Source organism: Paracoccus methylarcula, from assembly GCF_003007735.2.
Classification (GTDB): domain Bacteria; phylum Pseudomonadota; class Alphaproteobacteria; order Rhodobacterales; family Rhodobacteraceae; genus Paracoccus; species Paracoccus methylarcula.
Genome location: NZ_PXNQ02000011.1, coordinates 25,318 through 49,665, shown reverse-complemented (window position 1 = coordinate 49,665; position 24,348 = coordinate 25,318). Strand labels below are relative to the sequence as shown.

At 62.3% G+C, this 24,348-nt stretch carries 25 protein-coding genes, 2 tRNA genes and 3 pseudogenes; 15 read left to right on the top strand and 15 right to left on the bottom strand.

Annotated elements, in window-relative coordinates:
• Positions 1-21 precede the first annotated feature (21 nt).
• Positions 22-708, bottom strand: coding sequence for a M48 family metallopeptidase (locus A7A09_RS16560; RefSeq protein WP_245999407.1), 687 nt, complete (start codon positions 706-708; stop codon positions 22-24).
• Positions 709-812: 104 nt separating this feature from the next.
• Here A7A09_RS16560 and A7A09_RS16555 point away from each other — a divergent pair, with 104 nt between their 5' ends.
• The 7 genes from A7A09_RS16555 to A7A09_RS16530 all read left to right on the top strand — a co-directional run bounded on the left by A7A09_RS16555 (position 813) and on the right by A7A09_RS16530 (position 6,157).
• Complete coding sequence (locus A7A09_RS16555) at positions 813-1,133, top strand: TIGR02300 family protein (protein WP_106692438.1); 321 nt, start codon at positions 813-815, stop codon at positions 1,131-1,133.
• 66 nt (positions 1,134-1,199) lie between these two features.
• On the top strand, positions 1,200-1,322 hold the full coding sequence (locus A7A09_RS21895; RefSeq protein ID WP_281277611.1) for a hypothetical protein: 123 nt from the start codon (positions 1,200-1,202) through the stop codon (positions 1,320-1,322).
• Positions 1,319-1,591: a DoxX family protein gene (locus tag A7A09_RS16550; protein WP_245999405.1), complete on the top strand. Its 273-nt coding sequence runs from the start codon at positions 1,319-1,321 to the stop codon at positions 1,589-1,591. Before A7A09_RS21895 ends, A7A09_RS16550 begins: the two co-directional genes overlap by 4 nt.
• Positions 1,592-1,786: 195 nt before the next feature.
• Positions 1,787-1,862 (top strand) — tRNA-Ala (locus A7A09_RS16545).
• A 1,157-nt stretch (positions 1,863-3,019) separates the two neighbouring features.
• Positions 3,020-3,415 (top strand): hypothetical protein, encoded by a 396-nt coding sequence (locus A7A09_RS16540; protein ID WP_106692437.1) that lies wholly within the window; start codon positions 3,020-3,022, stop codon positions 3,413-3,415.
• A gap of 483 nt (positions 3,416-3,898) precedes the next feature.
• Positions 3,899-4,411: a hypothetical protein gene (locus A7A09_RS20590; protein ID WP_148043701.1), complete on the top strand. Its 513-nt coding sequence runs from the start codon at positions 3,899-3,901 to the stop codon at positions 4,409-4,411.
• A 192-nt stretch (positions 4,412-4,603) separates the two neighbouring features.
• A complete protein-coding gene (locus tag A7A09_RS16530) occupies positions 4,604-6,157 on the top strand; it encodes a winged helix-turn-helix domain-containing protein (protein WP_211341164.1) in 1,554 nt (517 codons plus the stop codon).
• Between the two features lie 151 nt (positions 6,158-6,308).
• Here the strand turns inward: A7A09_RS16530 and A7A09_RS16525 are convergent.
• Positions 6,309-6,632 (bottom strand): annotated as a pseudogene (locus tag A7A09_RS16525) (transposase); the annotation flags it as partial.
• Positions 6,633-6,727: 95 nt separating this feature from the next.
• A tRNA-Ile gene (locus A7A09_RS16520) sits at positions 6,728-6,804 on the bottom strand.
• 107 nt (positions 6,805-6,911) lie between these two features.
• On the opposite strand from A7A09_RS16520, the gene purM reads away from it, so the two are divergent.
• Both purM and purN read left to right on the top strand, forming a co-directional pair.
• A complete protein-coding gene (gene purM, locus A7A09_RS16515) occupies positions 6,912-7,952 on the top strand; it encodes a phosphoribosylformylglycinamidine cyclo-ligase (protein ID WP_106692541.1) in 1,041 nt (346 codons plus the stop codon).
• Positions 7,949-8,536 carry a phosphoribosylglycinamide formyltransferase gene (gene purN / locus A7A09_RS16510; protein WP_106692434.1) on the top strand — a complete coding sequence of 196 codons (588 nt, stop codon included), beginning with the start codon at positions 7,949-7,951 and terminating at the stop codon, positions 8,534-8,536. The genes purM and purN overlap by 4 nt, the downstream gene beginning before the upstream one ends.
• Positions 8,537-8,551: 15 nt before the next feature.
• On the opposite strand, the gene A7A09_RS16505 is transcribed toward purN, so the two are convergent.
• On the bottom strand, positions 8,552-8,899 hold the full coding sequence (locus A7A09_RS16505) for a GFA family protein (RefSeq protein WP_106692433.1): 348 nt from the start codon (positions 8,897-8,899) through the stop codon (positions 8,552-8,554).
• 81 nt (positions 8,900-8,980) lie between these two features.
• Positions 8,981-9,583 (bottom strand): thiamine phosphate synthase, encoded by a 603-nt coding sequence (locus A7A09_RS16500; RefSeq protein WP_106692432.1) that lies wholly within the window; start codon positions 9,581-9,583, stop codon positions 8,981-8,983.
• 235 nt (positions 9,584-9,818) lie between these two features.
• Between A7A09_RS16500 and A7A09_RS16495 the strand changes: the two genes are divergently transcribed.
• From A7A09_RS16495 to A7A09_RS16485, 3 genes and pseudogenes are all read left to right on the top strand, one after another.
• Entirely contained in the window at positions 9,819-10,547 is a 729-nt protein-coding gene (locus A7A09_RS16495; RefSeq protein ID WP_106692431.1) for an RNA methyltransferase, read from the top strand.
• A 40-nt stretch (positions 10,548-10,587) separates the two neighbouring features.
• On the top strand, positions 10,588-11,733 hold the full coding sequence (ctaA, locus tag A7A09_RS16490) for a heme A synthase (RefSeq protein WP_106692430.1): 1,146 nt from the start codon (positions 10,588-10,590) through the stop codon (positions 11,731-11,733).
• Positions 11,730-13,201: pseudogene (locus tag A7A09_RS16485) on the top strand (carboxypeptidase M32). The gene ctaA and the pseudogene A7A09_RS16485 overlap by 4 nt, the downstream one beginning before the upstream one ends.
• Before the next feature lie 105 nt (positions 13,202-13,306).
• On the opposite strand, the gene A7A09_RS21890 reads toward A7A09_RS16485, so the two are convergent.
• The 8 genes from A7A09_RS21890 to A7A09_RS16445 all read right to left on the bottom strand — a co-directional run bounded on the left by A7A09_RS21890 (position 13,307) and on the right by A7A09_RS16445 (position 21,311).
• Positions 13,307-15,316 carry a calcium-binding protein gene (locus A7A09_RS21890; RefSeq protein ID WP_106692429.1) on the bottom strand — a complete coding sequence of 670 codons (2,010 nt, stop codon included), beginning with the start codon at positions 15,314-15,316 and terminating at the stop codon, positions 13,307-13,309.
• 172 nt (positions 15,317-15,488) lie between these two features.
• A complete protein-coding gene (locus tag A7A09_RS16475; RefSeq protein ID WP_106692428.1) occupies positions 15,489-16,328 on the bottom strand; it encodes an alpha/beta fold hydrolase in 840 nt (279 codons plus the stop codon).
• Positions 16,328-16,975, bottom strand: a complete 648-nt coding sequence (locus A7A09_RS16470; protein ID WP_106692427.1) for a haloacid dehalogenase type II — start codon at positions 16,973-16,975, stop codon at positions 16,328-16,330. Before A7A09_RS16470 ends, A7A09_RS16475 begins: the two co-directional genes overlap by 1 nt.
• Positions 16,972-17,760 carry an enoyl-ACP reductase FabI gene (locus A7A09_RS16465; protein WP_106692426.1) on the bottom strand — a complete coding sequence of 263 codons (789 nt, stop codon included), beginning with the start codon at positions 17,758-17,760 and terminating at the stop codon, positions 16,972-16,974. Before A7A09_RS16465 ends, A7A09_RS16470 begins: the two co-directional genes overlap by 4 nt.
• Before the next feature lie 27 nt (positions 17,761-17,787).
• A complete protein-coding gene (fabB, locus tag A7A09_RS16460; protein ID WP_106692425.1) occupies positions 17,788-19,017 on the bottom strand; it encodes a beta-ketoacyl-ACP synthase I in 1,230 nt (409 codons plus the stop codon).
• Between the two features lie 22 nt (positions 19,018-19,039).
• Positions 19,040-19,549 carry a bifunctional 3-hydroxydecanoyl-ACP dehydratase/trans-2-decenoyl-ACP isomerase gene (gene fabA / locus A7A09_RS16455; RefSeq protein WP_106692424.1) on the bottom strand — a complete coding sequence of 170 codons (510 nt, stop codon included), beginning with the start codon at positions 19,547-19,549 and terminating at the stop codon, positions 19,040-19,042.
• Between the two features lie 142 nt (positions 19,550-19,691).
• Positions 19,692-20,564: a glycosyltransferase family 2 protein gene (locus A7A09_RS16450; protein ID WP_106692423.1), complete on the bottom strand. Its 873-nt coding sequence runs from the start codon at positions 20,562-20,564 to the stop codon at positions 19,692-19,694.
• Positions 20,565-20,576: 12 nt separating this feature from the next.
• On the bottom strand, positions 20,577-21,311 hold the full coding sequence (locus A7A09_RS16445) for a translation initiation factor 3 (protein WP_211341163.1): 735 nt from the start codon (positions 21,309-21,311) through the stop codon (positions 20,577-20,579).
• A gap of 272 nt (positions 21,312-21,583) precedes the next feature.
• On the opposite strand from A7A09_RS16445, the gene infC reads away from it, so the two are divergent.
• From infC to A7A09_RS16430, 3 genes are all read left to right on the top strand, one after another.
• Complete coding sequence (gene infC, locus A7A09_RS16440; RefSeq protein WP_245999403.1) at positions 21,584-22,054, top strand: translation initiation factor IF-3; 471 nt, start codon at positions 21,584-21,586, stop codon at positions 22,052-22,054.
• Between the two features lie 74 nt (positions 22,055-22,128).
• The gene (gene dut, locus A7A09_RS16435) at positions 22,129-22,599 is read left to right on the top strand and encodes a dUTP diphosphatase (protein WP_106692422.1); all 471 of its coding nucleotides are present in this window, start codon (positions 22,129-22,131) and stop codon (positions 22,597-22,599) included.
• Positions 22,599-23,642, top strand: a complete 1,044-nt coding sequence (locus A7A09_RS16430) for a HesA/MoeB/ThiF family protein (RefSeq protein ID WP_106692421.1) — start codon at positions 22,599-22,601, stop codon at positions 23,640-23,642. Before dut ends, A7A09_RS16430 begins: the two co-directional genes overlap by 1 nt.
• Here the strand turns inward: A7A09_RS16430 and A7A09_RS16425 are convergent.
• Both A7A09_RS16425 and A7A09_RS16420 read right to left on the bottom strand, forming a co-directional pair.
• Positions 23,633-23,983, bottom strand: coding sequence for an antibiotic biosynthesis monooxygenase family protein (locus A7A09_RS16425; protein ID WP_106692420.1), 351 nt, complete (start codon positions 23,981-23,983; stop codon positions 23,633-23,635). The two genes, A7A09_RS16430 and A7A09_RS16425, sit on opposite strands and share 10 nt — an antisense overlap.
• Positions 23,980-24,302: pseudogene (locus tag A7A09_RS16420) on the bottom strand (NIPSNAP family protein). The gene A7A09_RS16425 and the pseudogene A7A09_RS16420 overlap by 4 nt, the downstream one beginning before the upstream one ends.
• Positions 24,303-24,348 lie beyond the last annotated feature (46 nt).

Below are 24,348 nucleotides of genomic sequence, written 5' to 3'. Positions count from 1 at the left end.
TGATCACAAGCGCCCGCGCCGTCAATCGCGGAATTGCCATGCCAGCAATTCGTTGCCGTGCAGGCGCAGCCAGTCGCGATATGGCTTGTGGCCGGGCATCAGCGTTTCGACCTGCGCCCAGAAGCGCGGCGAGTGATCCATGTGGGCCAGATGCGCGACCTCGTGGGCGGCGACGTAATTCAGCACTGCAGGCGGTGCCATCGCCAGCCGCCAGGAGAACATCAGCCGCCCGTCGGAGGAACAGCTTCCCCATCGCGATCTGGTATCGCGCAGCACGATGCTGCGGTAATCGCGCCCCAGAGCCGTCGCAAAGCCGTCGCAGGCGGCGTGCAGGCGCTGCTGCGCCAGATGCTTCAGGAATGCCTGGATCACGGGCGCGGCGGGCCGGTTGCGCGGGATCAGCAGCGCCTCGCCCTCGATACGGGCATTGCGGATCGGGAAGGGCGTGACCCGCAGCAGGCGCCCCCCGACCGGAAGCAGTGCCCCGCTTTCGACCGGCTGCGCCACGACCTGGCGCGAGGTGGCCCGGCGCAGCCATTCGGCCTGCGCCTCGGCGAATGCGCGGCCTTCGCTCAGGCTGACCCGGGGCGGCAGGGTCAGCACCGGATCTCCGCCAGCCCGGGGCACGCGCAGCGTCATCCGCCTTGCCCGCGCAGAGCGGCGCAGCGCGATCCGGAAGCCGCTGGAGGTCGTGATCGTCTCGGTCACCGCTTTTGCCTCATTCATGCGGTCGGGAAGAAAGCCTTTGACACCCCCGGGACCATGTGGCAGGGGATCGCGAAATTCCCTAATCGCGGCGGAAGGAGAATACCATGCCCAAAGAGGAATGGGGCACGAAACGTCTGTGCCCGCATTGTGCGACCCGGTTCTATGACCTGAACAACGATCCGATGACCTGTCCGGCCTGCGGCAGCGAGATGACCGTGGAGAGCCTGAGCGAAGGGCGCACCAAGTCGCTGGTCAGCGAAAAGACGTCATCGCGCGAGCAGAAGGCCGATCTGGTCGATGACAGCGAGGAGCTGGATACCGAAGGCGGGGATCTGGATGATGACCTGCTGGAAGACGATGACGACGACGGCGACGTGTCCCTGGACGACATTGCCGATGTCGCCGATGATGAGGACGATGACTAGGTCCAACCCGGAGACCGTGATCGCGGAGCTCTGGGGCGCCCCTATTTGATCCAAGGAAAACGAACGATGTCTCTCAAATTCCTTTCGCGTTATTCGCCCTATATGCTCAGCGTGCTGCGGATCGTCTCGGCACTGATCTTCATGGCGCATGGCACGCAGAAGATCCTCGCTTTCCGGCCAGTGACATGAACCCGGGGGTGATGTCCCTGCCGTGGATCGCCGGAATCATGGAACTGGTTGGCGGCGCCCTGCTGATCTTGGGCCTTTTCACCCGCCCGGTTGCGTTCCTGCTGTCGGGGCAGATGGCCGTCGCCTACTGGATGGCACATGCGCCGCAGGGTCCGTTCCCGGCACTGAATGGCGGCGACGCGGCGATTCTCTATTGCTTTGTCTTTCTCTACCTGTTCTTTGCCGGCCCCGGCCCGATCAGCCTTGATGCCAGAACCGGCCGGGCCTGAAAAGAAACATCCGGAAGAAGAGTTGAGCGGGGCCATTCGGCCCCGTTTTCATATGGCGCGCAGGGCCGGGCCGGGCTTGCTTGCGGTCGGGAAAAATCGTCCGGTTATCGCGAATTTTCCGCTTGCACCCCGGGCAACCGCCCCCTATACGACGCTCCACGCGAGATGGTTGAGACATCTTGCGAGACCTCCGGTGGGGCCATAGCTCAGTTGGTAGAGCGCTTGAATGGCATTCAAGAGGTCAGGGGTTCGACTCCCCTTGGCTCCACCAAATCACTCATGAAAAGCATCATAAAGTTCTGCCTTCATTGTCAGAAATTGCTTCTGCCTTTGGGATCGGCGTCGAAAGCAACCTTTTGCTGCGCATGACCGAGTGTTCACAGTGCGGACGGAGTGAACTATCAGCCTCCTCGCCGAAGTGTGCAATAATCAAGAGTTGCCTGCCGCTTGCCGCAAGTATCTTGCCACCCAGCAACGATCATGGTGGAAACCCACGACCATCTGGCAATCATGGCCGAAGGTTCTCGAAGACCTCAAGCTGGCGAACACGCTGTTCTGGAGCTAACCAGCGACAAAGCTATCTCGGGGACAATCTTGGCACGATGTTCAGCAAACCTAGATTCGGTTCATCCAGCGCGGAAAAATTAGGAGACACCAAGTTCTCGGGGGCTTCGCCATGAGTGCGATCAAAGCCGGGGTATCCGCATCGCTCTCTTGAACTGGTTCAGCGCACTCGACACGGCCGAGATCGTCCGCGTGGCATGAGGATTGCGGGGTAAGGGAAAGTCACGTCTCAAACGTCAATTCTGCAACAGCGCCCCGTTCGACGCAATGAAGTCGGGAAGAGCCGCTGATTCGCGTCACGGCGTATCGCATGGCTAAATGAGCGGAACGTGTTTTTCGGAGGATTCTTGCGTGAATTATTTGACTTTGACGCCGGAAAATAATTTGTGCAGGAAACAGTGAGAATTGCGCGTGAATTATTTGATTTGTTGCAATCTTAAAATAAAATCGCAATAAGTGAAGGTAAATGCACTCAAAGTGTTTGGATTTGTCGTTTATTGCGCTCCATGTTGCAGTTAATTGCCGAAATATCGCGTTATAAATTTTATTAAACATGTATAGATCGACATATATCATCTGATTTTGAATGTTTCGCTCATCCTCAGGTTGAATAATCCAAAAATACATGCAAATTATACCAGCCCAAGATCATGCGATTATAATATAAAGTAAATCAATAAGGTTTATTTATAAATTTGATTATTTTTGTCATTTTTTATCATGTATAATGGGCAATATCATGATATATATTGTATTTTTACTATCGGCGGTTATTTGCGAAATATAATTGATTAATAAGCGGATTATTGCTAATTGTATTTTTCGAAACGGCAGGGAGTCGTTTCCAGCAAGGGAGATATCAAAATGAAAAAGTTGTTTATTGCCGCTTCAGCGGTGTTTTTTACCGTGGGCGCAGCATCGGCTGATACGGTTCTTGGTACCGGTTCCTGGTCCGATTCCACTAGCGGTGCCGAATTTGGCGGTGAATCCGGGGCAGGCACGTTTGGTGGAGTTTCGACGGCGTCCAACTCAACCAGCATGGGGCTGACCTCTACCGGCGCTGCCGGTGGATTCACGACCATCGGTTTTGGTGGTGCAGCTTCCGGATCCGGTTCTGTTACCACGGCCAGCGGTGCTGTGAACAACACATCAACGACGACCTCTATCGGCTTCGGCGGCGGTCTCGCCTCTGGCGGATATGCCGGTACGAACGGAAGCTCTGCGGGTGCTTTCGGCGGGTTCGGCACCACTTTCCCGTGATTGTTGGTGCAACGGCTTAGGCCTGCATAAGCGGCCTAAGTTGGCCGGGGTGGGTGTCCGAACGTGCCGGCTCCGGCCTTCAACACCACCTCTGCGTTCGGAGGGGAGGAAAATACAATGTATAGCAATAATAGACGTATCGTTCCTGCTGCTGTCGCCGTGATATCAATCCTCACCGCGTCGGCCATCTGGGTCCCCCAGGCTGGGGCCCAGACGACCAGCAGTGACGCGAATTCCAGTTCATCGAGTTCAGCGCATGTCGAAAGCTCTGCGGCTGCCTCGGCATCCGGCGGTACATCCAATGCCCAGATCTATCTCGATCAGCGCGGCCGATCCACGACCAGGACCCAGCATGACTATAGCGGGTCCTACGAGGTGCGGTCAGCCCCCTCGGTTCAGCCGCCATCGATGGGGTCGGGGCATCCCTGCGGGCTGGCAGGAAGCATCGGCATCTCTATCATAGGTGGCGGAGCCTCCGGGGGGGTGACCCAGGTCGACGAGGCTTGCCTGCTGGCCCAGATGGGTCAGGGTCAGGCTGCGCTGATCATGATCGCCTCAAGGGATCCGGGCGCCTGTGCGGCCCTCCGCCAGGTCGGGAGCATACCTGCCAGCAGCATCTGTTCTTCATCAGAGCGCCGGACCGCTGGACGTGCGGGTCGCGGGCAGAGGACTGCACCGAGCTTTGCTTCCACTGAGCCGGTGGCCGCGGGATCGATGGGCTCCATCGCCGATTACGTGACATGCTCGCGGAATGACAGCGGGCAAATTGTTGCCAGGAAGCGCGGTGATGCCCCGTTCAGCAATGCGCAGATCTCGCAACACTGCCGTGGACAGATCGATCTGATCGCATTGAATTTCGCAGATCAGAAGCCGACTGCATCCATATCGGATCATGTCACCTGCTCGCGCAATGACAAAGGTCAGCTCGTCGCGCGAAAGCGCAGAGGGGCTCCGTTCAGCGACGAACAGATTGCGCAATTCTGCCGCGGACAGTAGGAAAATTGGCCGACCTGCCGTAAGATAGTCCTTGCGGCAGGTCTTTACCCCCGGCTGAAAGACGAGTCTGTGTGCCGTCATTCGTCGATTTGCTTTCGGACCCGGGACGAGGAAATCTTGAAAAGTCAAGACTAAGGGGGCGGTTTGGCTTGCTATCACGATCTCATATTTCAGCCAGATATGCTCACAGCGATGCGTAAGGACGGCACGACAATTCACTTTTCCCGACAGGAACACGCGCTCCTGTTGCAGTTCATCCGTCATCCGCACACCCTGATTACCCGCTCGGAATTACTTGAGGCCCTGGGCGGTAAGAGTGGCAAGCTGTCCGAGCGAAATATCGATTATCTCGTCAATCGGCTTCGCAAGCGTCTCGGCGATACCGCCAGGGACTCTCGCTTCATCGCAACCCGGTATGGCGATGGCTATGTCTGGGTCGCCGATCCGGTCAAGTCAAAACCGATCTCGGCCTTCCTGCTCGTCGGCCCGGTCTACGGTTCGAGCGATGACCAGGATGCCATGGGGGATTTCCCAGGTCAGCTCGCATCGGCTATTGCAGCCGCGGCTGGTGGACAGCAAACCGTTATTCCCTGTCCCGATTGGAATCCCGATCCGCAGGGACATGACGATCTTGATTTCACGCTCGATATCAGCACGCACATCGAAACTGATCACGTCCATCTGGCGTTGGCGCTACGGGAAGGTCGATCGCGCCGGATCATTGGAACATTCCGGCGAACATGGCTGCAAGATGGCGATTATGATCCCATCGACGACTTGTCACATGAGATTGCATGCGCCCTTTGGCGTCACGCGTCTTTGACAGACACTGGATCCGAGGTTGACTTGATGTCGCTCGATGTCGGCGCCAGGTGGCCTGAGGCCGTGGCATACTTGCACCTCGAGCGCGAGAATGGGCCTGCCGGACCAGAGATTCCGGTAATGCTGGCGCTCAACAACTATGAGAAACTCATCCGAAGCATCTACAATGCGCCGATGACTCGTGCCGCATGGGGGACTCTGGAAGCGGAAATCGAGGACCTGGCACTCAGAGCTCTGCCTGACGCGCATGACAACCCGCAACTGCTCCTGGCGATCGCCAAGCTCCTACGCTTCATTAATCGGGGCTATCTGGAACTCGCGGCGAGGCTGACGGATGAAGCCCTCGGATGCAGCACGTCGTTCGCTGAGGTCTATGCCATGAAGGGGCAGATCCAGGCCAGCAGTGGCAAGATCGGTGCGGCGGTGGCCCTCTATGACAAAGCGATCAGAATGATCGAACCGAATTCGAGATTTCATGCCCATCTCCTGATCTTGAAGATTTTCTCCCTGATGGCTGAAGACAACCGTGCCGCCGCATATAATGCAATTGTAGATCTGCATAGCATCGTCCCGGTGAACAAAGCCCCCTTTGGACTGCTGTTCGTTCCTCCAAAAACCAGGCAGCTTTGCTCTGATGCCGAACGCATGTTAGCGGCGATGTCACAGGAGGATGGCCGGCATCTCTCCGGTTACATGTTTAATGCCTGGGCGAGGCAGTTCCAGAAATACGAGCATCAGCAGAATGTTCTGAAAGGATTCACGTGTCATCTCCAGAGACATCACGGCAGCACCTCGATCGACCTGGATGTCGCGAAGCGTTTCCCGAATCTCATGGCGTCAGTGACCGGGGCTCAGGCCAATAATCATCCCGCTAATGAACTGAGCAGTTTTGTTTACCTATCATCCGGAAGATCTCGACTGTAATGAGGCATCGTAGCCTGGTTGGGAGATTTGGTGCGGCTGAAGCAGGTCGTGCCGTAGCAATGTGCAATCAGCGCCTGTTTCCTCGGTGCGATAGACAGTTTCGCGGTGATTTCCGTTCTATCTTGCACATGTCTCCCGACCCGAAGGCGGTCACCCTTCGCCTTTATGCCGGTGCTGTCGATCGGCAAATGCAACGGATTGTTGCCGCCCCGGTAGGGAATATCCACCGTCAGAGTGTTTTGACGGCGGCATAACGTGCCGTAACACGAAACCGTCCGGTTCGGCCTTGCAGACCGCGCAGACTTTCGACAAGGCCCGTCCTTTGCCGAAACGGCATGCCGACAGCACGTTCAGAATCAGGCAGACTTGGATGGCCGCATCGCTGTGAACTTGATGGCGGACCCGTCTGCCGCTCGGGGGAGGGTGACCAGACAATCGCCGGATCAAACCAGATTGTCGGTGAACCACGTCGCTTACTGACCAATGACACCGAGTGAGCTGCCCCAAATGATTCTCCACCTGGAGGCGCTTTTGCGTAGTGTATTGATGCTAAACGGATAAATCCTTCGCTGGTAGGCCCGGAGGGACTCGAACCCCCAACCAAGGCGTTATGAGCGCCCTGCTCTAACCAATTGAGCTACAGGCCCCTGCAGCGGCATCTGCCTAGTCGCAGCTTGGGATTTGGTCAAGCATTCTCGTTGCTCCAATGCTCGCCTTGGGCTATCGGGGGCGCGACATAGAGCCGGGGGCCGCCATGACAAAGAACGGGATCAGCTATCGCGACGCGGGTGTCGATATCGACGCGGGGAATGCGCTGGTGGAACGGATCAAGCCGGCCGCCGCCGCGACCGCGAGATCCGGCGTCATGGATGCGCTTGGCGGTTTCGGCGCGCTGTTCGATCCGAAGGCAGCCGGTTATGACGATCCGGTGCTGGTTGCCGCGACCGATGGAGTCGGCACCAAGCTGAGGATCGCCATCGATACCGGGCATCTGGACGGCATCGGCCAGGACCTGGTGGCCATGTGCGTCAATGATCTCGTGTGCCAGGGTGCCGAGCCGCTGTTCTTCCTCGACTATTTCGCAACCGGCAAGCTGTCGGTCGATGAGGGGACCCGGGTCGTCGAAAGCATCGCTCGGGGCTGCAAGGAGGCAGGCTGTGCGCTGATCGGCGGCGAGACGGCCGAGATGCCCGGCATGTATCACGACGGCGATTTCGACCTGGCCGGTTTCGCCGTCGGTGCGATGCAGCGCGGCACGGCCCTGCCTGCGAATGTGGCCGCAGGCGATGTGCTGCTCGGGCTGGGCTCGGATGGCGTGCATTCCAACGGCTATTCCCTGGTGCGCAAGGTGGCGGAGCATGCGGGGCTGGGATGGGAGGACGCCGCGCCTTTCGCCGATGCCTCACTGGGGCAGGCGCTGCTGATGCCGACGCGGCTCTATGTGCGTCCGGCGCTGGCGGCGATCCGGGCAGGCGGGGTGCATGCGCTGGCGCATGTCACCGGCGGCGGCGTGACCGAGAACCTGCCGCGGGTCCTGCCCAGGGGGCTGGGCGCCGAGATCGACCTGGACTCCTGGTCCTTGCCGCCTGTTTTCAAGTGGCTGGCGGAGGCCGGCGGCATCGGTCAGGACGAGATTCTGAAGACCTTCAACAGCGGGATCGGAATGATCCTTGCCGTGGCAGAGGACCGGGCGAAGGCGCTGGCCGATCTGCTGGGCGACGCCGGAGAGCGCGTGTATCCCATCGGGAAGGTCGTTTCCTGTGAAGGTGTCACATATGGCGGAACGCTTGCGTGAAACGGGTTGCGATCCTGATTTCGGGCGGTGGTTCGAACATGTTGCGGCTGGTCGAGGACATGACCGGGGATCACCCGGCGCGGCCGGTCCTGGTGGCCTCGAACGATCCGGCTGCGGGCGGGCTGGACAAGGCGGCGGCAAAGGGGATCGCCACCGCCGCCGTGGATCACCGCGAATTTCCGCGTGACCGGGCGGGATTCGAGGCGGCCCTGCTGAAGCCGTTGCTGGCCGCGGAACCCGATATCATCTGCCTGGCGGGGTTCATGCGGATCCTGACACCGGGATTCGTGACCCGGTTCTCGGGACGGATGCTGAACATCCACCCGTCTCTTTTGCCGAAATACCAGGGGCTCGATACCCATGCCCGGGCGCTTGCCGCTGGCGATGCCGAGGCCGGGGCGACCGTTCACGAGGTTACGCCCGAACTCGATTCCGGCCCGATCCTGGGGCAGGTGCGGGTGCCGGTGCTGCCCGGAGATACGCCGCAAGCGCTGGCCGCCCGGGTGCTGGAGCAGGAACATCGTCTGTATCCGGCGGTGCTGCGCCGCTTTGCCGCCGGGAATCGGACCCCGCTGATTCTCTGACGTCTTCGCGGGGCGCTAGAAAGACGCCCCGTCCACGGGCATCCGCTTGATCCGGTCGAGATCGGCCTCAGCGACGCAGCGGATATTGATCGCCCGCACGGGCTGGCCGTTCTGCTCGCCCTCGGCGAAGGGCTGCGTTCCGCAAACCGCGCAGAAGCGATGCTCGATGACATGGGCGTTGAAGCGATAGCCGGACAGTTTCTCGGCGCCGCTGATCAGCGTGAATTGCCCGGCCGGAACGAATGTCAGGAGAAAACCCTTGCGGCGGCAATGCGAGCAATTGCACTCCATGACCTCCGAAGGCAAATCGCCCTCGACCGAAAATTCGACCGCTCCGCAATGACAGGAACCTTGATAGGTCATTTTCATTCCTCCGTTCCGGGGCAGTGTAGCAAGGCTGCGGCTGGCGGCAAGGGAACGGTTGGATCGATGCCTTGGCCGCGATCAGCCCCATATCGCGGATAGCGCCGCGACCGGATCGTCCTCGCTCCAGATCTCGGGACCGATGGCGATGAAATCGCAGGCGGCCGAGATATCCTGGATCAGTTCGCGAGAAAGCGCTCCTTCGGCCACGATCGGGATCTCGATCATCTCGGACCACCATTCGAACAGCTCGAACGGGGCAGGGGCGCCGCGCCCCAGGGCGGTTTCGCCGACCGGACCGAAACTGATGTAATCCGCCCCGGCCTCTCCCGCGCTCATGCCGTCATGGCGGGACGCGCCGCAGTAGGCGCCGATGATGGCATCCGGGCCCAGTTCCTTGCGCGCCGCGCGCACGCCGCGCGCGCCATCGGTCAGATGCACCCCGTCCAGCCCGTGCCGCTGTGCCAGCCGCAGGTGGTCGTCGATGACCACCGCCACGTCGCGGGCATGGGCGATCTCGCGCGCCAGGTCGGCAAGCCGGCCAAGGTCATCCTCTTCCGCGCCGCCACGGATGCGCAGGCAGGCGACGGGGAACCGGTCCATCACCTCGGCCAGCAGGGGGCCGAGCGCCGAGGCCTGCGCGCCGGCGGGAGTCATCAGGTAAAGCTGCGGTGCCTCTGTCATATCTTATATTCTTTCACATTCCGGCAGGGCGACTGCAAGCGCTTAACCGGACTGCCGCCCGCGCGTCCCCTGTTCTTCTTCATCCAAATATCCCCGGGGGTCCGGGGGCAGAGCCCCCGGCCGTCGCGGGACGCAGGCCGTTCCCGGAAATCTCGAACTTCGGATCCGGACCGCTTCGCATTGCCGCAGATAGCGCAGCTTGCCCGCCGCCGCCAGACGGACTATTGCGCAGGTCATGCAAAGCGATCACCGACCCGTCATCATCCTTGTCCGCCCGCAGATGGGCGAGAATATCGGCGCCGCGGCCCGCGCCATGCTGAATTTCGGGTTGACCGAGATGCGGCTGGTCGCGCCGCGCGATGGCTGGCCCAATCCGAAGGCGGTGGCGATGGCCTCGGGCGCGGCGGGCCGGGTGCTGGACCATGTACGGGTCTATCCGACATTGGCCGAGGCGATGGAGGGCGTGGAATTCGCATTCGCCACCACCGCGCGGGGGCGGGAACTGTCCAAACCCGTCCATAGCCCGCAATCGGCGATGGAGGTGGCGCGCAGCCATCAGGGCCGCGTCGCGATCATCTTCGGTCCCGAGCGGGCAGGGCTGGAAAATGACGATGTCGCCCGCGCCAATGCCATCGTGACGGTGCCGGTGAATCCCGATTTCCCCTCGCTCAACCTGGCGCAGGCGGTGCTGTTGATGGGTTACGAATGGGGCCGCGTCGAGATGCCGCCCGAACCCGCCCCGCATGGCCGCCGCCCGGTGGGCGAGATGCTGGCCGACCGGGTCGAGATCGAACGGCTCGGCGATCATTACGAGGAAAAGCTGACCGAGGCGGGTTTCTTCTTTCCCGAATCCAAGGCCGCCAATATGCGGCTGAACCTGCGTAACATGTGGTCGCGGCTGGTGCTGACCCGGGGCGATGTCCGCATCCTGCACGGGATGCTGCGGCAATTGACCCGCCGCTAGGCCCGACCTACTGTCCGCCCGACCCCAAGAGGAGCAAGCGATGGCCAAGCGCCCCGTTTTCGAGGAAGTCTCGGATGACACCGCCAGCCGCCCCATGGCCCCGACCGGCCTGATCGACGCCGCCCCGAAGGGCGCGCGCAGGGCCATCCGGCTATGGCTGATGGTCCTTTTCGTCCTGGTCGCCACGATGATCGCCCTTGGGGGTGCGACGCGGTTGACCGGATCGGGCCTGTCGATCACCGAATGGGCGCCGGTGACGGGGGCGCTTCCACCGGGATCCGAGGCGGATTGGCAAGCGGAATTCGAGGCTTACAAGCAGATCCCGCAATTTACCGAGGTCAACTCGGACATGGATCTGGCCGGTTTCAAGCGGATCTACTGGTGGGAATGGTCGCACAGGTTGCTGGGACGGCTGGTCGGGCTGATCTGGGCCGTGGGCTTTATCGGCTTTCTTGCGGCAAGGCGCATCCCGGTGGGCTGGACGCCCCGGTTGCTGACGCTTGGCGCGCTTGGCGGGTTGCAGGGCGCGATCGGCTGGTGGATGGTCAGCTCCGGGTTGGTCGAGGGGATGACCCGCGTGGCATCTTACCGGCTGGCGATCCATCTGGGGCTGGCCTTCCTGATCCTCGGGCTGATCGCGTGGTATGTCACGCTCCTGTCCCGCAGCGAGGCGGAATTGCTGCGGGCGCGCAGGGCAGGCGAAGCGAAGCTGTTCTCCATGTCCACCGGGCTGATGCATCTGGCCTTCCTGCAGATCCTTTTGGGCGCACTGGTCGCCGGGATCGATGCCGGGCGGCAATATACCGGCTGGCCGACCATGGGCGGCGAATGGATCCCTGCGGCAATCTGGGATCCGGCGCTCGGCTGGCGGAACTTCTTCGAGAACCCGGCATTGGTGCAGTTCATCCACCGCATGACGGGTTATCTGCTGGCGATATTCGCGGTGGTGGTCTGGCTGCGCGCCCGCCGGTCTCCGCATCCGGTGACACGGGGGGCGTTTACGGCCATGATCGTCATGGTCGCCATGCAGGTGGGGCTGGGGATCATGAATGTGCTTCACGCCTCGCCCTTGCCGCTTGCGCTGACCCATCAGCTTGGCGCGGTGGCATTGTTCACGCTGATCATCCGCGCCCGCCATCACGCCCGTTACCCATATGAAACCTCGGTCAGGGGGACCAGCAAATGAGTGCCATGGACGATCTTCTCGCTTTCCAGCGTCAGACCGAGGCGCTGTCCTCTGTCGCCGAGCGGTTGGGCTGGGACCAGGAAACGGTGATGCCGCGCGGTGCGACCGAGCAGCGTTCCGAGGAAATGGCGGCGATGGAAGAGGTGCTGCATGAGCGCCGCACCGATCCGCGTATCGGCGAATGGCTGGCCGCCGCAAATCCCTCGACCGAGGCCGAAAGGCGGATCGTCGAGCTGATCGAGCGCGATTTCACCCGTGCCAGCCGGGTGCCCGCCCGTCTGGCCACCGAGATCGCCAGGACCACCTCTCTGGCGCAGGGAATCTGGGCCGAGGCGCGCGCCAACGAGGCGCCGGAGGATTTCCTGCCGGTGCTGGACAAGGTGCTGTCGCTGAAGCGCGAAGAGGCGGCGGCGCTGGCCGATGGCGGCGATCTCTACGATGCGCTGCTTGAGGATTACGAGCCCGAGACCACGGCTGCGGAAATCGCCACGCTGTTCGACGCCATGCGCCCACGCCTGGTAACTCTGCGCGAGGATGTGCTGGGGGCGGAGCGTCAACCCGGAAAACTGGACGGGCATTTCCCGCAGGAGACCCAGCTTCGGCTGGCCCGCGTCTGCGCCTCGGGTTTCGGCTATGACTGGACGCGGGGGCGGCTTGACCTGGCCGTGCATCCTTTCAGCAGCGGGCGCTGGCAGGATAGCCGCATCACCACGCGCGTGGTCGAGACCGATCCGTTCAACTGCCTTTACTCGACCATCCACGAGGTCGGCCATTCCAGCTATGAGCAGGGGATCGACGACGATTACGCCTTTACCCCATTGGGGCGCGGCGTGTCGATGGGCGTTCATGAAAGCCAGAGCCGTATCTACGAGAACCAGATGGGCCGGGGACGCGCCTTTGCCGGTTGGCTGTTTCACCGCATGTCGGATGCTTTCGACGGGTTGAACATCGATGACGCGGATGCCTTCTATGCGACGGTGAACCGGGTCACGCCAGGCTATATCCGCACCGAGGCCGACGAGGTGCAATATAACCTGCATATCATGCTGCGCTTCGATCTTGAGCGCGACCTGATCGCCGGGAGCTTGATGCCGGGGACCTGGTGGAGGCCTGGAACGCGCGCTTCCTCAAGGATTTCGGAGTTGTGGTGGACCGGCCTTCAAATGGCCTTTTGCAGGATGTGCATTGGTCCGTGGGCCTGTTCGGCTATTTCCCGACCTATGCCCTGGGCAATGTCTATGCCGGTTGCCTGAATGCCGCGATGCGCAAGGCGGTGCCCGATCTGGACGAGCATCTTGCGCAGGGCGATGCCGGGCCGGGCGTGGAATGGCTGCGCGAGAACCTGCAACGGCACGGGGGATTGATGCCGCCGCGCCGCCTGATCGAAGAGGCGACCGGCGCCAAGGTCGGGCCGGAGCCGCTACTGGATTACCTGGAAGAAAAATTCAGGCGGATCTATGCGTTGTAGCCGCTGGATTCGGATATTTTCATGAAGAAGAAGGGCAGGGTCTTTCCCAGAAGGGAAAGTGGCCCTGCCATGCATCGAGGGCCGCGCATGGCCCGATGCGGGGGCTCAGTTCCTGATCTGCAGCCGGCAAGCGCCGGCCTGTGCCAGGTCGCGACGCGTCAACTGTCCTGCTCCGGGCAAATGAATCGTTGCTCCGTCCCATGACAATTCGGCATCTTCGCCACCTGCGATGAGCCGGAGCCCTATCTTGCAGGGTTTCGTGCCGGAGATCATCGACAGATCCAGCCTGTCCTCTCCCGGGATGAAATCCCGGATCGTGACCTGTCCGCGCATATCGGGCAGGAAACGGTCGGAACCGTCGCCGCCCACAAGCAGATCCTCGCCATCATAGGATGCGATCAGGACATCCGCGCCAGGCCCGCCTTCCAGGGTGCCGCTTCCTTCCAGATGGTCGTCTCCGGTCCCGCCGGTCAGATGGTTGCCGCCCTCAGGGTCGATGAGCACGTCATTGCCATCGCCGCCATCCAGCCCATCATCGCCGCGTCCCCCGAAAAGCCAGTCATCGCCCGGTCCGCCATTCAGCGTATCATTTCCGGCCCCGCCATAAAGCATATCGATGCCGTCATGTCCTTGCAGATCGTCATCGCCCCCAAGCCCATAGGCCAGCCCATGCGGGTTGTTGACCCCACCAACCAGCCCGTCGACAGAGGCGCTGGCCCGCGGATCGACGACCATCCTGTCGGCCTCGCCGCTGCCCCAATGCTCGCCTTCCTCTGGTGGCGTGCTGTTGTCCCGGGTCCAGCCCCAATGCGCGAAAGCGGCGGATTCGATCTGCACATGCCAGCCCTTCCTCGCGCCTTGCCATTTCAGCAAATCGCTGTTCCGGCCTGTCGGTGGCCACCATGTCCAGCCGATCCCCTGATCCGCGAACCATGGCAGTTTTCGGGCCATGTTGAAGCTGGTATGAGCGCGTTTCCCGGAGGTGGCCGGGTCAAGGGAACCGGCCGAGCTGTATAGCTGGGACTCGGTGACGATAATGTCATCGCCGGGTTGATCCAGCGTTCCGATACGGCCGCAGATTTGCTTCGTGAAGGTTTCGCCGCTGCTTTGCGGATAAGCCGCCGTCACCCAGCCCGGATACATATGCGCCGACCAGACCAGCTTGTCGCCTGCGGCTTGCCGGATCAGATCGTGGTCGAGATCCGCGAATTGTGCCGAGGCGCGCATCCCACCGACGAACAGGCGCTTGTCACCCCAATCGAGCGAATAAATCAGATCGGCGATGTGCCTGCTATAAAGCGCGGCCTCCTTGGGCTTGTTCCCATAGGCCATCGGCTCGTTGATCAGTTCCCAGCCAGCCACCGCCGAGAAGATCCGCTCATGTGCGGGATCGCGGAACCATTGCAGCATGGTTTCCCAGTCATCCCTGACATCGTTGATCTTCCAGTCGCCGTCCGGATCGTCCAGCGCATCCACCGGCCCCAGTTGTGTGCGCGGGACGACCTCCTTGCCGGACCTGCCGCCCTTGACGAAGCCGCCGGCCAATTCGCCATCGGAATTCTGGATGATGAGGCGATAGCCACGGGCGGCGGCCTGATCGGCGAATTGCGCCCAGTTCTCTGCCCGTTTTTCATTCATCACGGTCGCGGCGTTGAAATCCAGCCGGATGACATTCACCTCGGGAAAGATGCCCTGTAGCGCATCTAGCATCCGGGGAATACTGCCGCCATGCTGCAGCGTAACGCCACTGGGGGTGCGCCATCCCACCATCCGGTCAAAGCCCGCAGGCTTCTTCTTGTCACGGGGCGCGTCCAGCAGGATCAGCCTGCCGGACTCGTCACGCCCGGCCTCGCCACTTTCCGGATCGACCAGCACCGCGACACGCTTGCCCTCGCGCAACCCGGACAGGAGGTCACGATCCGCCGGGTCGAGCAGATAGCGCGTCTTGCCGTTGATCTTGGTGAAGACCGCGCCACGCATATCTTCGGGGATCCCGATACCGTCACGCGTGACGACCTTTTCGGGTTCGGCAACCACCGATTCGTAATAGGTGGCATAGGAAACTACATTCCAATCCGCCATCTGCGAATGAAACTGGAGATCGGGACAATCCATTTGCACCACCTTGGGTAAAGGCTGCCGCCCGAGTCCCAATTCCCATCCTGAACGGTCAGATCGCGCGCGGCACAACTGTCATCAGGAAATGGAGATCCCCGACATCGGACGATTCAAGCAGCCGAGCCCCTTAAAAAGCACTAATTTACGGGATCCATATGTCATGGGAGTCCTAGCGTCTAGGGTCCCCCTGCATCATGCTGAACCAGTCGGCCAACACCCGCACAGATACGGCTTCGTCCAACCATGGCACATGCGCTCTGCCCGGCACTTCGCCAAAGATCATGTCCGGGCGGCGGCGTTTCATCTCTTGCGCCACAGCAGCAGAGAGCAGATCGGAATTCGCGCCGCGAATCAAGGCGACGGGAAGACCGGCCGTCGCGTCCCATAGCGGCCACAGATCGGGGGAATCACCCTCGAAAGCGGCGAGGAATGCCTCGCGCAGCGCCGGGTCATATCTGATCCGCAGCCCCTCGGGGGTTTCCTCGTAATGTTTCCGCGCATCGGCAAGCCAGCGGCCCTCGGGCACATCGGCAAAGCCGGGCATGGCCGCCGGCAGGCGTTCGGCCAGCGCCGCATGGGTTTTTGCCGACGGGTTGCGGCCCACATAGTCGAAGATACGTTCCAGCCCCGGGCGTTCGATCTCGGGGCCGACATCGTTGAGGCAAAGACCAAGCAGCCGGTCACGGGCGGTCGCGGCCAGGACCAGCCCGATCAATCCGCCCCGCGAGGTGCCCAGGACTGCCACCTTGCCGATTCCCAGGTGATCCAGCAGCGCCAGCGCGTCCTTGCCTTCCTGCGGCACGGTATAGGTTTCGGCGCCGGTCCGGTCGGACTGTCCGCGCCCGCGGTAATCCATCCGGATCAGCCGGGCATCCGGCAGATGTGGGGCGACATAGTCGAAATCGGCCATATTACGGGTCAGCCCAGCAAGGCACAGGATCGGCAACCCTTCGCCTTCATCCCGGTAGGCGAGGCGGGCGCCGTCAGGGGCGGTGAAGAATGCGGTCATCAGAGCCCCCCGAGATCGGACAGGATGCGTCCGGGCCGGCAGGGCAGGCGGTCGACCGGCAACCCCGCGCGATTGGCCCAGACAGTCGAAAAACCGAAACGGGCGGCACCATAGATATCCCAGCCATTCGAGGACACGAAGGTGATGTCGTCCGGCTTGCAGCCGAAATGCTCGGTCACGATGCGATAGGATTCGGCCGAAGGCTTGAAACGCCCGGCGGTTTCGACCGAAAGCAGCGCGTCCAGCCGATTCTCCAGCCCGGCCGAGGCGGCCGCTTCGGCCAGCATCCGGGGGCTGCCGTTCGAGAAGATCGCGGTTTGCGCGCCATCCGCGCGCAGCCGGTCAAGGGTTTGCGGCACCTCGGGATAGGCGGGCAGCCGACGGTAAAGTTCCAGCAGGCGGGCGGATTGATCTGCCGTGGCGCCATGGCGCTCGGCAGCCCAGTCCAGCGCTTCGGCGGTGACCTGCCAGAAATCGGCGTGATCACCGGTGATTGCCCGCATCCAGGAATATTCAAGCTGCTTTCGCCGCCAATCCGCGGACAGATCCGCCCAGACATCCGCAAGAGACGGATCGTCTTGCGCTGCCTGGCGGGCCGCGCCGTCCACGTCGAACAGCGTCCCGTAGGCGTCGAAGACCCAGATCACAGGTTTTCGCTCTGCGGCATGCCGAGAACGTGGTAACCGCCATCGACCTTCACGATCTCGCCGGTCGTGCAGGCGCCCCAGTCCGAGATCAGCCAGACGGCTGTGCCGCCGATCGCCTCCAGCGTGGCATTGGCGCGCAGCGGCGCGTTCGCCTCGGTATGGCGGAAGGTCTTGCGCGCGCCGCCGATAGCCGCCCCGGCCAGCGTCTTCATCGGACCGGGAGAGATGGCGTTCACGCGGATGCCGTCGGGGCCGAGGTCATTGGCAAGGTAACGGACGCTGGATTCCAGCGCCGCCTTGGCCACGCCCATGACGTTGTAGAATGGCGTTACCCGGTTGGAACCGGCATAGGTCATGGTCAGGATCGTCGATCCCGGGGCCATCAGCGGCATGGCGCGGCGGGCGATCTCGATCAGCGAATAGCAGGAGATATCCAGCGAATGCTTGAAATTCGCCCGGCTGGTATCGACGAAGCGTCCGGTCAGTTCGTCCTTGTTGGAATAGGCGATGGCATGGATCAGGAAATCCAGCCGCCCCCAACGGTTGGAAATGTCCGAAAAGGCCGCGTCCAGGCTGTCGTCATCGGTCACATCGACATCCAGCAGGAAATCCGATCCGACCGATTCAGCCAGGGGCGCCACCCGTTTGCCGAATGCCTCGCCCTGATAGCTGAATGCCAGTTCGGCCCCTTCGGCCGCGGCGGCGCGGGCAATACCCCAAGCGATGGAGCGCTCATTCGCGACCCCCATCACAAGCCCTCGCTTGCCTTCAAGAAGATCGCCCATATTCCGTCCTCGATATTGTTTCTTGTTTTATTCCAAATATTTCGACATCAGCAGCGAGGCGTTTGTGCCGCCGAATCCAAAGCTGTTCGACAGAACCGAATCCAGATTGGCATCATCCACCCGGCTGGTCGCAATTTCACCCGGCTGAATCTCGGGGTCCAGTGCCTGGACATTCGCCGATGCCGCGATGAAGTCATTTTGCAACATCAGCAGGCAATAGATCGCCTCATGCACGCCGGTCGCGCCAAGGCTGTGGCCAGTCAGCGACTTGGTCGAACTGACCGGAGGCGTGCTGCCCTCGCCAAAGACCCGGCGCAGCGCCTTGATCTCGCCGACATCGCCCACGGGGGTCGAGGTGCCATGCGCGTTCACGTAAGAGACCTTGCGCCCTTCGGGCAGGGTCTCGACCGCCAGCCGCATGGACCGCTCGCCACCTTCGCCAGACGGGGCGACCATGTCGTAACCGTCCGAGGTGGCGCCGTAGCCGGTGACCTCGGCATATATCTTTGCGCCGCGGGCCTTGGCGTGTTCCAGCTCCTCCAGCACGAGGACTCCGCCGCCACCCGCGATCACGAAACCGTCGCGGGTCTCGTCATAGGGGCGCGAGGCGGTCTCGGGCGTGTCGTTATATTTGGACGACATCGCCCCCATCGCGTCGAACAGGCAGGACAGCGTCCAGTCCAGTTCCTCGCCACCACCAGCAAAGACGATATCCTGCTTGCCCATCTGGATCTGCTCGACCCCGTTGCCGATGCAATGCGCACTGGTCGAGCAGGCCGATGTGATCGAATAATTCACACCCTTGATCTTGAACGGCGTCGCAAGGCAGGCCGAGTTGGTCGAGGACATGCAGCGCGTCACCATGAACGGCCCCATGCGCTTCGGCGCGCCCTTCTCGATGACGATCCGGTGCGCGTCGAAGAAATTCGAGGTCGACGGCCCGCCCGAACCCATGATCAAGCCGGTGCGCGGGTTGGAAACATCGCTTTCCTCCAGCCCGCTATCGGCGATGGCCTGCTCCATCGCGATGAAGTTATAGGCCGCGCCGGGGCCCATGAAGCGCAGGTTGCGCTTGTCGACATGTTCCGTCAGGTCGATCTGCGGCATGCCGTGAACCTGGCTGCGAAAGCCATGCTCGGCATATTCCGGGGCAAAGACGATGCCGGAACGCCCCTGCCGCAGGCTTTCGGTGACTTCCCCGGCATTATTGCCGATGGGAGAAACGATTCCGAGCCCGGTGATCACGACGCGTCGCATGGGGGCCTCCTTGAATGTTGGGTTAACTCGCCGAAAGGGCGACCTTCATGTCCTTGACCTGATAGATCACCTCGCCATCCGCTTCGACGCGGCCATCCGCCACGCCCATGGTCAGGCGGCGGGTCTGCACGGCCTTGGTGAAATCGACGAAATAGCGCAGCATCTTGCGGTCGGGACGGACCATGCCGGTCAGCTTGACCTCGCCCACCCCAAGCGCATAGCCGCGCCCCTGCCAGCCGCGCCAGCCAAGGTTGAAGCCGGTCAGCTGCCACAGCCCGTCGAGGCCGAGGCAGCCGGGCATGATCGGGTTGCCGGGAAAATGGCAGGGAAAGAACCAAAGGTCGGGATGGATGTCGAACTCGGCGACGATATGGCCCTTGCCATGCGCTCCGGCATCCTCCGACACTTCGGTGATGCGGTCCATCATCAGCATCGGCGGTTCCGGCAATTGGGCATTTCCGGGGCCGAACAGCTCACCCCGCGCGCAGGCGAGCAGCTCGTCGCGGTCAAAGCTCGTTTGCGTCATCGCCATTCAGTCCTGCCTTCCCTGTCATGCGCGGTCCTGCCGACCGCTCGGTGTTCAAGTTGACGTTCCGTCTATCATTCGCAGCCAAGTCCGTGCAAGCGCAAGGCCCTGTCTGGATTATTGCACATTTTGCCAGAGCCCGGGCCGATCAGAACCACTGGCCGGGCTCCATCAGGCCGAAATCCATCAATTGTTGCGCCTTCCACTCGAAAGGGAGCGAATTGCGCCAGACGAAACTGCCGACACTGTCGCGCGATCCGGGATTGGTCCGCAGCGCCTTGGCAACACGGAACGAGCCGATCGCCGCTGTCATGTTGTGGTGCCACGGGCAGGAATAAGTGTTGTATTCCTCGATGTTGAAACGATGGTCCGCTGTGATCCGCAGATCCTTGGCGGCCCGGAACAACGAGATTCGGTCGATCCGCCGCCGGTCCCTGGGCAGATGCTCTTCGAAACGCCAGCGCAGGCCGCCGAAAAAATCCAGCTGCCGTTCTATCGGGTGATCCTCGCGATTGGTTCGCGCCAATGCGTAATAGCCGGTGCGATCGAACATGGTCTGCTCAAGATCGACGGCGTTGGGGGAGCAATCCAGATCGGGAGCGTAGAGATCGATGGCATAGGTCAGCATCGCCGAGCGACGCTCCTCGACATGGAAGGCCAGCATCTCGCCGATGCTGCGGGTCTCGGAAAAGGGATAGAACAGGAACTCGGCGTTGAAACAGTAATAAAGCCAGGTTCCCTCGGGCACCGCGTCATTCACCGCGTTGATCGCGTCGACATGCGCGGCGGGCCGGCGGGTCTGCCAATGCAGATTGGTCATCCGGGCCGAGCCGCTTTCCGGCAGGGCAACCGGTTCGGGCGACAGGACCAGAAGATGGCGGAAGCCCAGCTTCAGATGATGCTGCAATGTCTCGTTCACCGCGGCATCGTCTTCGATCAGCAGAATCGCCAAGGGCCCCTTGGCCAGGGTCTTGGGTTTTTGGCGTAGATAGTCAAGAAGGTTCGGAAACTCGGATACCATTGTAATACTTGCTTATTTCATCACGGATTTGACTTGATCCAGGGCTGCGCGCAGCAGGTCGGGATTGCTGCTGGCGCTTTCGACCAGGCGCTTGAGCGTCGCTTTCTGCGCATCGGAGATCGAGGCGGATTCGATCAGCTCCTCGACCTTTCCTGCATCGAAACCTTCGGGAGTAAGGGCCGCCTCGATCCCGGCAGCCACAGAGGCGGCATCGGCAGCCTCACCCGTGGCGGATGCGGCCTCTGCGGCGGCGCTGGCGGCGGCATCGGCGGAGTCCTCGACGGCGGCGGGAGCGTCCTGGCTGTTTGCATTGGCTGCGGCATCGGCGGCGCGACCGGCTGCATCCAGCGCAGCTTCGGCTGCGGCCTCGGCCTCCTCGGCTGCTGCATCCGTGGCCGTGACGCCGGTTTGCTCGGAGGCCTGCACCGCCTCCGCCGCGGCATCGGCGGCAACGGCAGCGGCATCCGCCGCAGCATCCGCCGCTTCATTGGCCGCCTCTGTCGTCTCCTCCAGATCGGCTTCGGCAGGCTGCTCTGCCGGGGTTTCCCCGGCAGCATCTTCTGCGGCTTCCGCCGTGTCTCCGGCAGTCTCTTCGGCGATGTCGGCCGCATTCTGCGAAGATGTCTCTGGCGCGGTTCCGGCCGCTTCGGGATCGGCAGTCCCGGTTTCGGGTGCCTGCTGCTGATACCACCACCACGCAGCGGCGGCGGCGGCAAGAATCAGGATCGGGAGTAGTAACTTGCGCATGACTTGTCCTTCGGCTCGGTCCCGGTGGTTCGTCTATCGCACAGGCCGCGCGTCGCGAAAAGGCACCAACGATCCCCGCATTGCGACAAAAGCGTGAAAAAAGCGGTGTTTTGCACATCTCGAACCGGTGAATTCGGTTGAATCGCCGCCGCGCCGCGCTTATTTTCCCGACATTCACGCCATGGTTATAAAAGGAGCAATACCATAGCCCGCAGACCGCATAACGCACCGCCCACCCGTGACACAGTCCCCGCGTCAATGACCGCATTCGCGTGGCCGAAATTCGCCTGATTGGCGCTGATGGAGAGAATGTCGGCGTCGTGTCGCCCTCGGTCGGGCTGCAGATGGCACAGGAGGCCGGGCTCGATCTGGTCGAGATCTCGCCGAACGCGACCCCTCCGGTCTGCAAGGTGATGGACCTTGGCAAGTTCAAGTACGAACAGCAGAAACGCGAGGCCGAGGCGCGCAAGAAGCAGAAGGTCATCGACATCAAGGAGGTCAAGTTCCGGCCGGGAACCGATACCCATGACTATGATGTCAAGATGCGCAACGTCATGAAGTTTCTCGAATCGGGTGACAAGGTCAAGATCACCTTGCGCTTCCGCGGCCGCGAGATGGCGCATCAGGATCTGGGGCTGGAATTGCTGAACCGCGTCAAGGACGATGTCGGCGAGGCCGGAAAGATCGACGCCATGCCGAAGATGGAAGGCCGGCAGATGGTGATGATGATCTCGCCGCGCTGACCGCGTCACGCGAGACCGCGAAATCCGGGCCGCGCAGGCATCGCCGCGCGGCCTTTGCATGCCGGGGGGCAAATATGTCAGACGCGCCGGAAATCAGGATCAAGAGGCTGGAGGGCGCGGACAGCGCACTGCCCTTGCCCGCCTATGAGACCGCAGGTGCCGCAGGGGCGGATCTGCGCGCGAATTTCCCCCAAGGCGCGCGGGACGGGATGGAACTGGCTCCCGGCCAGCGTGCGCTGATCCCGACCGGGTTGATCCTCGAGATCCCGGCGGGATGGGAGGTGCAGGTCAGGCCGCGTTCGGGATTGGCGCTGAAACACGGGGTGTCCCTGGTCAATGCTCCGGGCACGATCGATAGCGACTATCGCGGCCCGCTCGGCGTGATCCTGATCAACCTGGGCGAAGCGCCGTATCGCGTCAGCCATGGCGACCGTATCGCGCAGATCGTCATCGCACCCGCCCCGCAGGCCAGGTTCACCGAGGTCCGGAATGTCGTTGCAACGGCTCGTGGCGCGGGCGGGTTCGGCTCGACCGGGGCGGTCTGATGCCGGGGTTGCTGTCGATTGCCGCATTGGTCGCTCTGGCGTTGGTGTTGCGACTTCCCGGACGGGTGGCTTTGGCGATGACCGGAGGATTGTGGCTGGCAATAGCCCTGCTGCTGGGCACGGCACCCGAGAGCGGGCTTGCCCGCTCCATCGGCGCTTCCCTGACGGGATGGCTCGTGGGGGGCGGTTTCGCCGTGCTGGTTCTGACCTATCGCATGGTGTTGCGCCGCTTGCGCGCGCTGGCTCCGGAAGCCGATGCTGGCATGCCACCGGCCGATGATGGGCAAATGTCGGATGCCGAGATTGACCGCTATGCCCGCCATCTCGTCCTGCGCGAGATCGGCGGGCCCGGCCAGATGCGGCTGCGCGGGGCTAGAGTGCTTGTCGTCGGGGCAGGGGGGCTGGGTGCCCCGGTCTGCCTCTACCTTGCCGCGGCCGGTGTCGGGCGGATCACGCTGGCCGATGACGATACGGTCAGCCTGTCGAACCTGCAGCGGCAAGTGATCTTTCGAAGCAGCCAGTGCGGCGAAATGAAGACCGATGCCGCCGCCGCCAATATGGCCGAACTGAACCCGCATATCGAGGTGACACCGCTGCATCGCCGCATCACGGGGGCCGATACCGATCTTGTCGCGGAGCATGATCTGGTCATCGACGGAACCGACAGTTTTGCCGCGCGCGACGAGATAAACCGTGCCTGCGTGGCAGCGGGCGTGCCGCTGCTTGCCGGCGCCATCGCGCAATGGGAGGGGCAGGTGACACTTTACGACCCGGCCCAAAGCGGACCCTGCATGGCCTGCCTGTTCCCCGAAGCGCCCGCGCCGGGCCTTGCCCCCGCCTGCGCCGAGGCCGGGGTGGTCGGCGCCCTGCCGGGCGTGATCGGCAGCATCATGGCGCTGGAGGCGATCAAGCACCTGACCGGCGCGGGCGAAGGGCTGCGCGGGCGGATGCTGATCTTCGACGGGCTTTACGGTGAAACCCGGATGATCGCGACCCCCGCGCGCGAGGACTGCCCGGTTTGCCGGGGGCATCGTCACGCCTGATGGGTTTCGCGGCTGTCGGTGGGGGCTTCCTCGCGCCGCTCCATGCCGTAATCGCGGATCACATGGGCCACGCGCAGCCGGTAATCGGCAAAGACCCCGCCACGCCCCTGCCGCTGCGCCTCGCGATGCTGGCTGAGATTGCGCCATTGCCGCACGGCCTCCTCGTCGCGAAAGAAGGACAGTGACAGGATGCGGTCGGGATCGTTCAGGCTCTGGAAGCGTTCGATCGAGATGAAGCCGTCGACCTGTTCCAGCAGCGGACGCAGCGAGGCGGCGATGGCCATGTAGTCCTCGCGGGCCTTGGCGCCTGCGGGCCTGACTTCGAAGATCACGGCGATCATGCGGCATCTCCATGCGGGGCCGAGGCCAGTTTCAGGAATGTGCGGTCCTCGCGGCGGATGAAACCCTCGCTGCGCGCGAAGTCGTAATTGCGCCGGCCAAGCGGATCGGCCGACAGCCTTGCGCGATAGGCTTCATACTCAGTGAGGCTCGGGATATTGTAGATGCCATAGGCCAGCGTGGCCGAGCCTCATGCGGGGCGAAATACCCGATCAGATCGGCACCGCAGCGCGGGATCGCCTGACCCCAGTTGCGGGCATATTCGGCGAACATCTCGGGGCGTGTCGGGTCGATCTCGTATCGGATGATGCAGGTGAGCATATTGTTATCCTCTGGTGACAGGTGATGCGGGCAGATTAGCATCTTG